Origin of the sequence: Polynucleobacter sp. (genome assembly GCF_030693775.1) — a bacterium.
Lineage (GTDB): Bacteria > Pseudomonadota > Gammaproteobacteria > Burkholderiales > Burkholderiaceae > Polynucleobacter.
This window is the reverse complement of the sequence record NZ_JAUXZY010000004.1, coordinates 788,057-800,613: the sequence shown is the minus strand read 5'-3', so window position 1 is coordinate 800,613 and position 12,557 is coordinate 788,057. Positions and strand designations below refer to the sequence as shown.

The 12,557-nt window shown below is 50.0% G+C and carries 16 protein-coding genes; 5 read left to right on the top strand and 11 right to left on the bottom strand.

What is annotated here, in order from left to right:
• Positions 1–23: 23 nt before the first annotated feature.
• The 3 genes from Q8M75_RS06835 to Q8M75_RS06825 are packed head-to-tail and all read right to left on the bottom strand — an operon-like array spanning position 24 to position 1,754.
• Positions 24–1,019 carry a tripartite tricarboxylate transporter substrate binding protein gene (locus Q8M75_RS06835; RefSeq protein WP_305487696.1) on the bottom strand — a complete coding sequence of 332 codons (996 nt, stop codon included), beginning with the start codon at positions 1,017–1,019 and terminating at the stop codon, positions 24–26.
• 16 nt (positions 1,020–1,035) lie between these two features.
• Entirely contained in the window at positions 1,036–1,596 is a 561-nt protein-coding gene (locus Q8M75_RS06830) for a disulfide bond formation protein B (protein ID WP_305487693.1), read from the bottom strand.
• Positions 1,596–1,754 carry a DUF5993 family protein gene (locus tag Q8M75_RS06825; protein WP_305487691.1) on the bottom strand — a complete coding sequence of 53 codons (159 nt, stop codon included), beginning with the start codon at positions 1,752–1,754 and terminating at the stop codon, positions 1,596–1,598. The genes Q8M75_RS06830 and Q8M75_RS06825 overlap by 1 nt, the downstream gene beginning before the upstream one ends.
• Positions 1,755–1,856: 102 nt before the next feature.
• Between Q8M75_RS06825 and Q8M75_RS06820 the strand changes: the two genes are divergently transcribed.
• A complete protein-coding gene (locus Q8M75_RS06820) occupies positions 1,857–2,267 on the top strand; it encodes a DUF2237 family protein (RefSeq protein WP_305487689.1) in 411 nt (136 codons plus the stop codon).
• On the opposite strand, the gene Q8M75_RS06815 is transcribed toward Q8M75_RS06820, so the two are convergent.
• From Q8M75_RS06815 to Q8M75_RS06800, 4 genes are read right to left on the bottom strand one after another with little or no spacing between them, the layout of a single operon-like run.
• A complete protein-coding gene (locus Q8M75_RS06815) occupies positions 2,264–2,956 on the bottom strand; it encodes a fumarylacetoacetate hydrolase family protein (RefSeq protein ID WP_305487687.1) in 693 nt (230 codons plus the stop codon). The genes Q8M75_RS06820 and Q8M75_RS06815 overlap by 4 nt on opposite strands.
• Positions 2,957–2,979: 23 nt before the next feature.
• A complete protein-coding gene (locus Q8M75_RS06810) occupies positions 2,980–3,258 on the bottom strand; it encodes a SemiSWEET transporter (protein ID WP_305487684.1) in 279 nt (92 codons plus the stop codon).
• Between the two features lie 37 nt (positions 3,259–3,295).
• The gene (locus Q8M75_RS06805) at positions 3,296–4,012 is read right to left on the bottom strand and encodes a haloacid dehalogenase type II (protein ID WP_305487681.1); all 717 of its coding nucleotides are present in this window, start codon (positions 4,010–4,012) and stop codon (positions 3,296–3,298) included.
• A 46-nt stretch (positions 4,013–4,058) separates the two neighbouring features.
• The gene (locus Q8M75_RS06800) at positions 4,059–5,069 is read right to left on the bottom strand and encodes a substrate-binding domain-containing protein (protein WP_305487680.1); all 1,011 of its coding nucleotides are present in this window, start codon (positions 5,067–5,069) and stop codon (positions 4,059–4,061) included.
• 83 nt (positions 5,070–5,152) lie between these two features.
• On the opposite strand from Q8M75_RS06800, the gene Q8M75_RS06795 reads away from it, so the two are divergent.
• Positions 5,153–5,989: a substrate-binding domain-containing protein gene (locus tag Q8M75_RS06795; RefSeq protein ID WP_305487678.1), complete on the top strand. Its 837-nt coding sequence runs from the start codon at positions 5,153–5,155 to the stop codon at positions 5,987–5,989.
• Between the two features lie 82 nt (positions 5,990–6,071).
• On the opposite strand, the gene Q8M75_RS06790 is transcribed toward Q8M75_RS06795, so the two are convergent.
• Positions 6,072–6,665, bottom strand: a complete 594-nt coding sequence (locus Q8M75_RS06790) for a hypothetical protein (RefSeq protein ID WP_305487676.1) — start codon at positions 6,663–6,665, stop codon at positions 6,072–6,074.
• Between the two features lie 243 nt (positions 6,666–6,908).
• On the opposite strand from Q8M75_RS06790, the gene Q8M75_RS06785 reads away from it, so the two are divergent.
• Together Q8M75_RS06785 and Q8M75_RS06780 are read left to right on the top strand one after the other, a co-directional pair.
• Complete coding sequence (locus tag Q8M75_RS06785) at positions 6,909–7,094, top strand: hypothetical protein (RefSeq protein WP_305487674.1); 186 nt, start codon at positions 6,909–6,911, stop codon at positions 7,092–7,094.
• Between the two features lie 87 nt (positions 7,095–7,181).
• On the top strand, positions 7,182–8,042 hold the full coding sequence (locus Q8M75_RS06780; protein WP_305487672.1) for a sulfurtransferase: 861 nt from the start codon (positions 7,182–7,184) through the stop codon (positions 8,040–8,042).
• On the opposite strand, the gene Q8M75_RS06775 is transcribed toward Q8M75_RS06780, so the two are convergent.
• Genes Q8M75_RS06775 through Q8M75_RS06765 form a run of 3 tightly spaced genes read right to left on the bottom strand, consistent with a single transcriptional unit; the run spans position 7,996 to position 11,563 of the window.
• Positions 7,996–9,237, bottom strand: a complete 1,242-nt coding sequence (locus tag Q8M75_RS06775; RefSeq protein WP_305487670.1) for an aminoacetone oxidase family FAD-binding enzyme — start codon at positions 9,235–9,237, stop codon at positions 7,996–7,998. The genes Q8M75_RS06780 and Q8M75_RS06775 overlap by 47 nt on opposite strands.
• Positions 9,234–10,100 (bottom strand): LOG family protein, encoded by an 867-nt coding sequence (locus Q8M75_RS06770; RefSeq protein WP_305487668.1) that lies wholly within the window; start codon positions 10,098–10,100, stop codon positions 9,234–9,236. The genes Q8M75_RS06775 and Q8M75_RS06770 overlap by 4 nt, the downstream gene beginning before the upstream one ends.
• A gap of 41 nt (positions 10,101–10,141) precedes the next feature.
• Positions 10,142–11,563, bottom strand: coding sequence for an MBL fold metallo-hydrolase RNA specificity domain-containing protein (locus Q8M75_RS06765; RefSeq protein WP_305487666.1), 1,422 nt, complete (start codon positions 11,561–11,563; stop codon positions 10,142–10,144).
• 78 nt (positions 11,564–11,641) lie between these two features.
• On the opposite strand from Q8M75_RS06765, the gene Q8M75_RS06760 reads away from it, so the two are divergent.
• Positions 11,642–12,553 carry an NAD(P)H-hydrate dehydratase gene (locus tag Q8M75_RS06760; protein WP_305487664.1) on the top strand — a complete coding sequence of 304 codons (912 nt, stop codon included), beginning with the start codon at positions 11,642–11,644 and terminating at the stop codon, positions 12,551–12,553.
• Positions 12,554–12,557: the final 4 nt, after the last annotated feature.

The window sequence follows — 12,557 nt, the reverse complement described above, 5'->3', positions numbered from 1 at the left end:
AAGGTATTGCGGCTTTCAGAACCCTAATCAATCGAGATGCCCACCTTTTGGATTAGCTTAGACCATTTACTGGATTCTTCTAGGATAAGCTTACTGAGATCACGCGGAGTGCCCGGATTGGGTTCCAGGCCGCTCATCAGCAGCTTTTGCCTCACTTCGGGTTTTGATAAAGCCTCAATTGTTAAGCGATTGAGCTGTTGCTGAAGGTCCTTGGGCAAACCGGCAGGTGCCATCAAGGAAAACCAGGAAACCGCTTCAAAATTTGGCAAGCCCTGCTCTGCCAGCGTTGGTATCTCGGGCGCAGCAGGCGAGCGTTTTAGGGTGGTGACTCCCAAGGCCACAATCTCTTGCTGCTGGATTAAGGGCAAGGCTGAAGATAAGTTATCAAACAACATGGATATACGACCACCCAATAAGTCAGGCAAGGACTGGGCCCGGCCTTTATAAGGTATGTGGCGTATTTGCACTCCGGCCATTTCATTAAAGAGTTCGCCCGACATGTGCAGCGACGTACCTATTCCGGAAGATCCAAAAGTCAGTTGATTGGGTTTTGATTTAGCAAGGGCAATTAATTCACGTAAGGAGGTTACGCCGAGCTGCTTATTAACTACAAGCACATTCGGTGTGCTGGCTAAAAAACTGATGGGCGTGAAATCAGCAATCGGATCAAACGGCATCTTGTTATAAAGCGCCCCATTAATCGCATGAATACCCACTGTACCGATGAGCAAGGTATATCCATCTGGATTACTTTTGGCTACGATGTCTGCGCCAATATTACCGCCCACCCCAGGTCGGTTTTCGATCAACACCGGAACGTTTAAGGCAGGCTGCCAACTTTCAGCCAATACACGCGCCAAAATATCTGGAGCACCCCCGGCTGGAAAAGTCACCACAATGCGAATGGCTTGCTTTGGCCAAGCGGTATTCTTAGCAGAACTGGTTTGCGCCGATGCATGGACCGTCAGAAACAGGAAGCAGCTTAGCAGCGCTAGTTTTTGAAAAGATACAGTAGCCATGCGCCCTACCTGCATGCTAAATACCAAAGCGTTGGCGCAGCCACTGCAATCCATCGTAGCTCACTGGATCATCGGCACAAGGACCAATTCCGCACTCGAGCAATGTCGAGATCACATTGGCCAACACCAACAAGATGAACCAAATCACCAGAGTTTTAGCAAACCAACCGTGATTGCGAACGCCGCTACTCGGCAGCATCATTAGAATTGCCTGGGCTGCAATTAAGCCAATAAAGCCCACGAATGCCCAGGTATAAAAGTGGAGCTCTAAAAAAGTATTTCCAAAGCCTGCGTCTCCAGGGAGTACGTGTAGCAGAATTTGCCGCAACGATACCGCCATGCCAGTCACGCATCCTAAAATTCCCCAGCCATAATGCGCGCTGTGCGCCCCAAAGCGAATGTTCAGGACGAGCGCAATACCGACCAATACATAGGCAACACGCTGTAATAGGCACAACGGGCAAGGTAATTCTCCAAAATACAATTGATCAACAAAGGCATAGCTCAATGAGCCATTAACGGCCAATAAGGCAAGTAAATTACCGAGACCTGCAAATGAAAAAGGATGGGCTCGCATTAGAGGCTGATGTTTAAATGCGTGGTCGCATGAAACTGAAACCATGCCAGCAAAATAAGCAGGGTAATGCCAGTCAAGCTCAAGGCCAGGATGCGCCGCTCATACCAAATACACACGGTAGCAAGCAATGCGGTCACAAAAGGAAGAAACATGTACATGTGCTCATTCTAGCGTATGCCCATGCCATCAAAATGCCCCATCGCTTGGGGAAAATAGCGTATAAATAGTCATTCCAATGTTTTTAAAGCGAATCCAAGCGTATGGCAGCAGATCAATACCGATATGACCCTGACCATGACATCGCCTTGAATGTTCTGGGCGAGCCGATCGTCCCTTGCTCATTTGACCCTCTGACTGGATTTTTTCGGGACGGCTGTTGCAAAACCGATGAGCAGGATTTGGGGAGTCATTTGATTTGCGCCATCATGACAAAAGAATTTCTGGTTTTCAGTCTAGAACGGGGAAATGATCTAATTACCCCAAGACCAGAGTGGCAATTTCCAGGATTAATACCCGGGGACCAGTGGTGCCTTTGCCTCAATCGCTGGAAAGAGGCGCTCGATGCTCAGTGCGCCCCCTTGATTCAACTCGAGAGCACGAACATCAAAGCCCTCGACCAAATTGATTTAGCCACCCTGAAGCAATACGCCGCGAAAGATAACTTACTTTAAATAATTCGCGTCTTCAGCAGGGGCAAGCCAACAACCTCACCCTCCAGCACATCGCCTTTTTTAATGGGGCCAACACCTGCCGGTGTTCCAGAAAAGATTAAATCGCCCGGCTGCAGCGTAAATAGTGTTGAGAGGTAGGCAATCGTATCGGGTACATTCCAAATCAACTGATTAAGATCGCCCTCTTGGCGCACTTCACCATTGACCCTCAAGCGAACACTACCCTGCGATGGATGACCACACTGTGCAACTGGGACTAAGGCGGAGCATGGAGCGGATTGATCAAAGGCTTTGCCAGTATCCCAAGGTCGCCCCATTTTCTTAGCTTCCCCCTGTAAATCACGGCGCGTCATATCCAGACCAACGCCGTAACCATATACATGCTCCAAGGCTTTATCGGCTGCAATATTGGCACCGCCCTTGCCAATCGCCACCACCATCTCGATTTCGTGGTGTACATCGTTTGAGAGGCTGGGGTATTGCATGTCGGCACCGTCAGTCACGATTGCGCTAGCGGGTTTCATAAAAAAGAATGGCGGCTCACGATCTGGATCATGGCCCATTTCACGGGCATGATCAGCGTAGTTTCGACCAACGCAATAAATGCGGTTGACCGCAAAGCGGCGGGTATCGCCTGCTACCGGCAAGGATGGCAAAACGACTGGGTCAATCACATACTGGGTGCTCATAAAAAACCTTTCTTTACTGCATCTTAGGGATGCGGGTGATGTGACACATCTTTGTGCCGAATTTTTAAAAACAGAATACTGCAGGACAAGACGAAGGTAATGGCATTGGCGACAATAATGGGCCACTGACTTAACAGGATGCCATATACCAACCAAAGAAAAACACCCAGCGTGAAAAAGCCATACATCGCCAAAGACACACCGGCCAAATTACGGGTACGCCATGAACGCCAAGCCTGAGGCAAAAAGGCCAAGGTCGTTAGCGTAGCGGCAACCGTGCCAATCGTGTTTATAAAATCCATGACTTGATTGTATTGAGCTTGCCTTGGCTTTCGTCAATTAGGCGCCGAGTTGATCCGCTAGGTGATTGAAGTCGGCCGCATGGAAAGTAGTCCAGCTCACTCGCTCTAAATCCGGATTGGCTTTTTTAGGTCCGAATTCGGCTGGACGCTCAATAAATGCCGTTTTTAGACCCAGCGCATGGGCTGCCGCCAAATCATCTTTATGCGATGCAACGAGCATGGTTTGCTCTGGAGGCAGATCAAAGGTTTGACCAACGCCCAGATAGGTTTCTGGATCGGGCTTGTAGTGTCGAAATACTTCGGCCGACAAAATCAAATCCCATGGCAAACCGGCATTTTTCGCCATATCGGCTAACAAACCTAAATTACCATTGGATAGCGTCACAATCGTAAATTGACGTTTGAGGCGAGTTAGTCCAGAAACACTGTCGGGCCATGCTGCGAGACGGTGCCAAACTAAATTGAGATCGCGCTTTTGCTCCTCACTTAGGGAGGTAATTCCAAAATCCAGTAACACCTGATCCAAGATCAGGCGATGCAGATCATCAATCTTCGTCCACGGAAGTTCACCCGAACGAACGCGCGCCATGGCTGGGCGATAGCCGTTGCGCCATGCGCTAGCAAAATCAACTGGGTCAACCGATAAGCCTAAGCTACTGACTTCACGCACGATCGATCCATGCCAATCAACGACCGTACCAAAGACATCAAATGCCAGCACCTTCACTTGGCTAGCGGGGGACGGTGTATTCAAGGTAAGGCTCCTTAGCGGTCTGCTCGATTGGGTATTTCGATTTTAGCTACTTTCGGGGCCGGGCAGTCGCAGCTTGGTAACCTACCTGCTTTGCCGCCAAAGCCTGTAAGGACTGAATGAACTTTTGAATCGGCTTGCTAGCATGGGTCTTGGGTGACATTGCCAAATAGAACGTCTCTTCTTCGAGTAAAACAAAACCCAAACGAAATTGCGCAGCAATGTACTTGAGGCCCAGTGCCGCGTCGGCGGTGCCAGCCACGATTGCGGTCGCCACGGCGGTATGTGTAAATTCCTCATGGCGATATCCACGTATACGGTCGCTGCCAATACCTTCTTTTTCAATCAAGGTATCGAGTAGTAAACGTGTTCCCGCACCCTTTTGACGATTGATAAAGCACACCTCAGGACGAGCCAAATCCCCCAGTTTTTTAATTCGTAAGGGATTGCCAGCTGCCACCATGAGTCCTTGTGTACGTCGCATTACTGGATAAGCCACCATCCCCGCTTTTTTTAAATGGGCCTGCACTTGGAGCAAACTATCCTGATCAGGCAAATGAAATCCAGCAATATCAGCATCACCGCTAAGCAAGCGCTCGAGCGCCTGACCTGATCCCATAGTTTGATAATCAATATGGGTGAGCCCATCGATGACCTGCTCAATTAATGGATCGCTACTGCTACAACATACCCAGCGCACCGGCCGAGGATCAATCCATGATGCGAGTTCGCGGGATAGTCGGCTGGCCTCATCTTGGCTGACCTGATCAAAGCGTCGCTCCATTTGCGTAACGGAGTTCAAAAAGGATTCTGCTGCTGGACTGAGTGTGGATCCATGGCCCTTAGTACTAAGCAATAAGGGCGTACCTAAAGCCTCTTCTGCCACCTTGATTTGATTCCACAAAGTCCGATATGAAACTTCGAGCGCCTCTGCTGCCGATTGAATGGTTTTGCCCCGCTGGACCTCCCGCAACAGGATAGCGATGGCTGACAAATCAGCAGATGAACGGTTCTTGCCACCTGACTCCAGCATTAGGGCGGGCTTAATCACGATATTCATATCAGCTTATATGTAATTAATTGCATATTGATTTATACACCGAAGGCGTGAATCATAACAACTTCTTTTAAGAGGATGATTCCATGTCGCCATATAAAAAATACTCCGCACTAAGCGCTGCCACCCTACTGACTGTTGGCTTATTGATTGGTAGTGGGCCGGCTGTATCGCAAGCTCAGAAAAGTATTCTGGTCTCATCCACCACATCAACCGAGCAGTCCGGTTTATTCGGACACATCCTGCCAGCGTTCACCAATAAGACCGGCATTGCCGTCAAAGTGGTTGCAGTAGGCACTGGTCAAGCACTGGATATCGGCCGCCGCGGCGATGCTGATGTGGTGTTTGTACATGACAAAGCAGCAGAAGAGTTATTTGTATCGCAGGGGTTTTCCGATAAACGGCAAGAAGTGATGTTTAATGACTTTGTGTTGCTGGGACCCAAATCGGATCCTGCCAAAATCGCAGGCGGAAAAGACATTCAAGTAGCACTCAAGAAGATTGCCGATAGCAACTCTGCTTTTGTGTCGCGCGGCGATAAAAGTGGCACCCATGCAGCAGAGCTCCGTTACTGGAAAGGTGCGGGCGTTGAAGTCAACGCAAACCTGCCTTGGTATAAAGAAACCGGTTCGGGCATGGGCCCTGCTTTGAATACCGCATCGGGCATGAACGCCTATATCTTGGCTGACCGAGGCACTTGGCTTTCATTTAAAAATCGCGGCGATCTCGCTATTTTGGTTCAAGGCGACCCCAAGCTGTTTAACCAATATGGCGTGATGCTGGTTAGCTCAGAAAAGTTTCCTAATGTGAAAAAAGCAGACGGTCAGGCATTTATCAACTGGCTGGTTTCCAAAGAAGGGCAAGATACGATTGCCTCCTATAAGGTGGGCGGTGAACAACTGTTCTTTCCGAACGCAAAATGATGAAGCGCTAGGCATATAAAAAGGCCCGCACTGCGGGCCTTTTGTTTTTATGCGCCGCACACTGCGATGCGCGCATCAATCTTTACTTCTTTGGTGGCGTTACAAAACCAATCGCCATGTCGTCGATGTACTCTACAACCACATCGTCATTTACCTTGAATTTCTCAAGGCCCAATACTTTTTGATCTACCTTCACGGCTTGCTTCTCGCCACTTGGCAAAGTCAAAACAGCGGTACGCTTAGCGACATCAATGCTCGTGATCTTTGCGGTGGCAACAATCACATCGGTAATTTCTTCAAATGGCTTCTTGGCACCTTTACCGGCAATGGTAACGGTACGTGTTCCACTGACACCTGGCTTGGCATCTTTAGGCGCAATCGCCAATCCAACTGCCAACGCTTGGGCATACTCCACTACAAACAAATCGCCTTTCTTTACTTTTTCAAGGTCATTGATCTGCTTACCTACCGTCATGGTGGCGGTATTGCCTTTGTCATCCTTTAAGGTAACGATGCGTTTTTTTACGTCAACGGAATCAACGGTCGAAGTCATGACAACTACCTCTGCTGCAACCGGCGCCATCGAAACAGATGAGGCGGCTGGCTTAGCGGGCGCTTGGGCAAAACTAGTGGCTGCAAATGTAGAGCAGAGTGCGATAAGGGCAATTTTCTTCAAGTGAACTCCTAATGAATGAAGGATCTAAAAAAGATGTGCGCTCAGCGCTCACCAAAGCTCAGTTTACTATCCGGTAGGTGGTTTTTGACCGACGGTTGATCGCCCCTTAGCAAATGGCTCTTTGCGCACTAAATTGGTGCATTTTTAGTCTTGGGCGTATTTTTAAGAAAAGTTCAAAATAAATAAAAATTCTTGTTAACTTAAGTAAAAGTCAGTGCGTTATTTGCCTCATAGGAGACAAATATGCGTAAAAGACTACATAAATGGGCCCAAGTAGCCCTACTAATTCGTGAAACCAAGGCTTCTGGTATCCCTGCCAGCAACCTGCTGGATCCCGCATCACTGGAAATGCTGCAACGCTATGTCCGCGTCATGGGCGTCCAATTTGCGGCTCAGTTCATGGCAAGCCCCAGTTTTTGCCAAGAATAAGTAGGAACAAACGGTCGGCACTGCGCCGATAAACAAACAAAAGGCCCTTTTAGGGCCTTTTATTCATTCGCCTTAGTACACTTAGGCATGAACTCCTCCAGCAAAACCACATCAGCAAATCAGTTGCTGGGCGCCTTCTTGGTCGAACCCGAAACCCTGTTGGCTACTATTGCAGCCCTCGATGGCCTGATTATTGATGCCCGCTCACCCGAAGCCTATGCTGCCGGGCATATTCCAGGGGCCATTTCGGTCAGTACCTACGATAACTTTGTTCCCAATACTAAACCCGAAGGCATGCGCGCTTTTTCTAATCAAGCGGCAGCCCTTTATGGTGCTGCTGGCATCACCTTGGATACACCGGTATTGGTCTATGACGACGATACCGGGGTGCGCGTTGCCAGAGAATGCTGGTTACTGGAATACCTCGGGCACCGTCATGTGCGTTTACTGCATGGCGGTCTGAATGCATGGCAGCAATGTGGCGGTCCGATCAGCACAACAGCCTGCGTGAGTACACCACAGCAATTTGAAATCCAATACAGTAGCGCTGGTTTTGTCTCGGCCGATTCCTTGATGGCTGAGTTCAATCAAGCAAAGCGTGCGGTGATTGATGTGCGCGATGAGCTGGAGCACGATGGCCTTGATCACACTGCATGTTGTGAGCGCCGCGGTCATGTACCTGGCGCAATATGGATTCATTGGTCAGAATTTTTAGAGCGCGGCCGCTTTAAATCAGGAGAAGCAATTAGGGCTTTGCTGCACAGACGCGGGATTAACGATGATGATGAAATAGCGCCCTACTGCCATCGTGGAGCTCGTTCAGCTAATACCTATTGGGCGCTGCGTTTGGCTGGCTATCCGCAGGTCCGCAATTACATCGGCTCGTGGCACGAATGGTCGGCTAGGCCCGAGCTGCCGCTAGAGCTTGGGCACAGGCAAAGCCGCTAGACCACGCCCACTGAAAGTTATGGCCGCCAAGGTGGCCAGTCACATCAACGCATTCCCCGATAAAGTACAAGCCCGGATGCGCTTTAGCCATCATCGTTTGACTATCCAGCGCCTTGGTATCCACACCACCGAGCATCACCTCCGCTTTTTTCCAGCCTAAAGTACCGGCAGGCTTCACGGTCCAGTGCTGCAAGACCGCTTTAAGCGCTTGCCGATCTTTTTTACCCACCTCTGCCCACTTGCGACCAAGCAGCGACTGCTGTTCTGCAAATGCTTTGGCTAAGCGCTGCGGCAATACCATCGCTAAGATCGTTTCCGTTTGCTTGAGTCGATTGTCTGGATCATCAAATAAGGCATCGCAATTAAACAGCTTGCCTTTGACGTCGTGCGCACCGAGCCAATTGACTTCGATAGATTCTCCTTCAATCCAATAGCTGCTCGCTTGCAAGACTGCAGGGCCAGACAAGCCCTTATGGGTGATGAGCAGATCTTCCTGAAAGTCACCATGTCCATAGCGCTGCCCTTTAGCGCCAGCAGCAATGCGAACCGGCACACTCAAACCAGCGAGCGTACTCAAGTGCGTGAATTCATCGGACGTAAAGGAGAGCGGTACCAACGCTGGGCGCACTGGCACAACAGGTAAATCAAACTGCTTAGCGATGTTCAATGCGTAGTCGCTTGCACCAATCGCTGGCACTGGAAGTCCGCCCGTAGCCATCACGATGGCTTTCGTACGCTCTACACCCTGATTGGTTTTAATCTCCCAGCATCCACGAACAGACTGGATTTTCTCCACAGACACGGGATTGCGAATACTGACCCCACCCTGCTGGCATTCCGCAAAGAGCATGGCAATAATGTCTTTTGCGGAGTTATCGCAAAAGAGTTGGCCCTGGTGCTTTTCATGATGGGGTATGCGGTAGCGTTTCACTAGCCCAATAAAATCAGCAGAAGAATAGCGCGCTAAAGCACCCTTCACAAAATGCGGATTGCAGGATAAGAAATGGGCTGGAGTGCTGCTGATATTCGTGAAATTGCAGCGACCGCCACCACTAACCCGAATCTTCTCGCCAAGCACAGCAGCATGGTCTAAAACCAATACTTTTTTACCCAGCTGACCCGCAATGCCGGCGCAAAAGAGCCCTGCTGCACCGCCTCCGACAACAATCGCATCCCATGGGGCACTCGTACTCAATTGAGTTCGTACCAATTTGCGATGTAGTCCCAAGCCTCTTCAGCGGTATCGACAAAATGAATTAACTTCATATCGGCCGCATCAATCACACCATAATCAATTAACTTCTGAAATCCCAACACCTCATCCCAAAAGGACTTGCAGACTAAAATAATCGGAAAGCGCTCTACCTTATTGGTTTGCATGAGCGTCACCACTTCAAACAATTCATCCAAAGAGCCAAAGCCGCCCGGATACACCACAATGCTGCGTGCCCGAATCATGAAATGCATTTTGCGCAAGGCAAAGTAATGAAAGCGGATGCTCAGGCCTGGTGTTAAATAGGGATTAGGGGTTTGTTCGCGCGGCAGGCTGATGTTAAAACCAATAGATAGATCGCCCATCTCAAAAGCACCACGATTCGCCGCCTCCATAATGCCGGGACCGCCGCCGGTGCAGATCACGAGCTTATCGGCATTACTCGCTTGTTTTAGATTGTATTGCGCAACTAAACTGCCAAAGCGTCGTGCAGAGTCATAAAAATGAGTGCCCTTTTGCGCTTTTTCGGCAGCAATTTTTTCGCTGGGTGCACTTGCCTTCTGCAGCATTTCTGCAGCACGCTCTGGACTATAAAAGCGGGTTGAGCCAAAGACCACGACGGTGTTCTCGATGCCCATTTCACGCAGCAATAAATCGGGCTTGAGTAACTCCAGCTCAAAACGGATACCCAGGGTTTCGCGACGGGATAAAAAAGCATCGTCGTCGTATGCGAATTTGTAAGAGTCGTGCGCTTGGCTCGAGCCTGGTGCAGCAGCACTCGGCTCAGAAAGCTTTGCTAAGTCAGTAATGCTAACGGGGGTAGTGCGGCGGAGCGTATTGCCCATAAGCAATCCAATGCAGTCGGAATAAACCCATTGTAGTCAGATTAAAGCGAGCAATCCTCAATCTGATTGCGTACTGGCACGGTGACGTGAGCCCAATGCAACTCGCGCTGAATGGCGGCTGCCAGGGCATGGGAGGACTTCTCCTCGCCATGGGTTACAAATACTTTCTGGGGGGCTTTTTTGAAACCCTTCAGCCACTTTAAAAGACCGGACTGATCAGCATGGGCAGATAGGCCGCCAATCGTGTGAATGGATGCCCTAACCGGGACTTCTTGATGCATGACCCGAATCGAAGCCGCCCCATCAACCAAGCGGCGCCCTAAACTGCCTTGTGCCTGAAACCCGGTAATGACGACCGCATTTTGAGCGCGAGGTAAGTTCCATAACAGATGATGCAAAACACGCCCAGCATCGCACATCCCGCTTGCAGAAATAATAATGGCACCGCCTTTAACGCGATTGAGGGCCTTGGATTCTTCGACATCGGCAATAAAACGCAAATGCAATGCAGCTGGATTTTCTTTGAGCCAAGCAAATGTGGATTGCGATTCAGGATCGAGCTGCGCAAAAAAATGTTCAGTCAATCGGGTTGCGGCCGTCGCCATCGGCGAATCAACCCAAACATGCAAATTAGGTAGTCGCCCTCGCCGCACCAAATCAATCAAGACAAACAAGACTTCCTGGGTACGTCCTACCGCAAAAGCAGGCATCACGATATTGCCATGCTCTGCCATCACTTTACAAATGACGCCAACCAGCTCGTCTTCGGTATCGGCCATGCTTCGATGCAAGCGATCGCCGTAGGTGGACTCCACTACCACGATATCGGCTGATTCAATTAACTCAGGATCCGGCATGAGAGGGCGTCGCTGCATACCCAGATCTCCAGAAAAAACACAGCGCTTTGACTTGGCTCCCGTCTCTTGAATATCCAGCACCGCAATAGCCGAACCGAGGATATGGCCCGCGTTATAAAAACTTAAACGCAGTCCCGAAAACAATTCAATGGTTTGGTGGTATTCCACAACGCGTATCTGCGATAAGGCTATCTCCACTTCCTTAGCGCTGTACAAGGGCTCAGGAACAGTACCCCGCCACTTTCCTTGTTTGATTTTTTTGGCAGCGCGCTCACTATCCGCCAGTTGCAGATGCGCGCTATCAGGCAACATAATTTTCAGTAGCTCAAAGGTGGCGCCAGTACAGTAAATCGGGCCTTTAAAACCACTCGCGCAAAGTCTAGGCAGTAGGCCGCTATGGTCTATGTGGGCATGGGTCAAGATGACGCAATCCACCTCGGATGCCAAGATGGGTAATGCGCCTTGATTTTTTTCCAGCGCCTCACGACCACCCTGAAACATCCCGTAATCAACAATGACTCGTCGACTACGTTGCGCCAGGTCCATCTCTAATAGGTATTTGGATCCAGTGACTTCGCCGGCAGCACCCAAAAACTGTATCTTCATGTGGCTTCAATCCTCAATACCCAATCACATTGGCATCCATTTACCAAGCAGTACTTTCAGCATACACTGACATTACATATGAGCCAAAACAATCTTACTGCTGAGCCACTCAACGCATTGCCCTTGGCCAAGAAATTACAGCGGCGCCCTGATAGCAATAAAGCGCACTCCGGAAAAGTGCTGTGCATTGGCGGATCCATTGGCATGGCTGGCGCCCTTTTGCTCACAGCTAAATCAGCGCTGCACAGTGGAGCGGGTTACACCATGCTGTATATGCTGGATAGCCATTCAGCGCATGCCCTTGCAGGGCAACCTGAGCTCATGATTGAGAGTGCTCAGGTGAATAACCTGGCAGATGACCCCATCCTGCATTTGCAACGGATCCAGCCCAATGTGATTGCTATTGGTCCCGGACTTGGATCCTCGCTACTCGCCAAAGCATGGCTAAGCGCAGTACTGAGGGGCTACGCAGTGCTGTCTTCGCTGGGCGCAATTATTATCGATGCGGATGCGCTTAATTTAATTGCTGCAGATGATGCTTTAGGGATTGCTCTACAGAACTGCACCTTACCTTGCATCTTGACGCCCCACCCTGGTGAGGCAGCGCGCTTGCTTCATAGAAGCAATGTTGACATTCAAGTCGATCGCATAGGCAGCCTCAGTGCGCTTATATCTTGGAGCAAGCACATTGTGGTTCTGAAAGGACAGCACACCTTACTTGGCTCGCCTACTCAGGCAACGCACGTTTGTAATCGGGGTAATCCAGCTTTAGCAGTGGGCGGTACCGGTGATGTTTTAACTGGGCTCATTGCCTCCCTCGTGGCTCAAGGCATGGATAAGAAGCTCACCCCCTGGGAGGCGACCTGCCTTGGCGTTGAAGTACATGCCCTTGCAGCTGATCGATTAAGGGAAAAACTGGGTGGGCCGATTGGTATGACCCCAAGCGAGCTGATCCTGGAATTACGACAGGTGCTCAACGACCTGCTATAAAAGC

What these genes read in the sequence shown, in the direction of transcription:
- Q8M75_RS06800 (WP_305487680.1), bottom strand. Translation starts at nt 5,069, where the DNA reads ATGAATATCGTGATTAAGCCCGCCCTAATGCTGGAGTCAGGTGGCAAG.
- Q8M75_RS06810 (WP_305487684.1), bottom strand. Translation starts at nt 3,258, where the DNA reads ATGGATTTTATAAACACGATTGGCACGGTTGCCGCTACGCTAACGACC.
- Q8M75_RS06765 (WP_305487666.1), bottom strand. Translation starts at nt 11,563, where the DNA reads ATGAAGATACAGTTTTTGGGTGCTGCCGGCGAAGTCACTGGATCCAAA.
- Q8M75_RS06760 (WP_305487664.1), top strand. Translation starts at nt 11,642, where the DNA reads ATGAGCCAAAACAATCTTACTGCTGAGCCACTCAACGCATTGCCCTTG.
- Q8M75_RS06825 (WP_305487691.1), bottom strand. Translation starts at nt 1,754, where the DNA reads ATGTACATGTTTCTTCCTTTTGTGACCGCATTGCTTGCTACCGTGTGT.
- Q8M75_RS06815 (WP_305487687.1), bottom strand. Translation starts at nt 2,956, where the DNA reads ATGAGCACCCAGTATGTGATTGACCCAGTCGTTTTGCCATCCTTGCCG.
- Q8M75_RS06835 (WP_305487696.1), bottom strand. Translation starts at nt 1,019, where the DNA reads ATGGCTACTGTATCTTTTCAAAAACTAGCGCTGCTAAGCTGCTTCCTG.
- Q8M75_RS06795 (WP_305487678.1), top strand. Translation starts at nt 5,153, where the DNA reads ATGTCGCCATATAAAAAATACTCCGCACTAAGCGCTGCCACCCTACTG.
- Q8M75_RS06780 (WP_305487672.1), top strand. Translation starts at nt 7,182, where the DNA reads ATGAACTCCTCCAGCAAAACCACATCAGCAAATCAGTTGCTGGGCGCC.
- Q8M75_RS06770 (WP_305487668.1), bottom strand. Translation starts at nt 10,100, where the DNA reads ATGGGCAATACGCTCCGCCGCACTACCCCCGTTAGCATTACTGACTTA.
- Q8M75_RS06820 (WP_305487689.1), top strand. Translation starts at nt 1,857, where the DNA reads ATGGCAGCAGATCAATACCGATATGACCCTGACCATGACATCGCCTTG.
- Q8M75_RS06785 (WP_305487674.1), top strand. Translation starts at nt 6,909, where the DNA reads ATGCGTAAAAGACTACATAAATGGGCCCAAGTAGCCCTACTAATTCGT.
- Q8M75_RS06830 (WP_305487693.1), bottom strand. Translation starts at nt 1,596, where the DNA reads ATGCGAGCCCATCCTTTTTCATTTGCAGGTCTCGGTAATTTACTTGCC.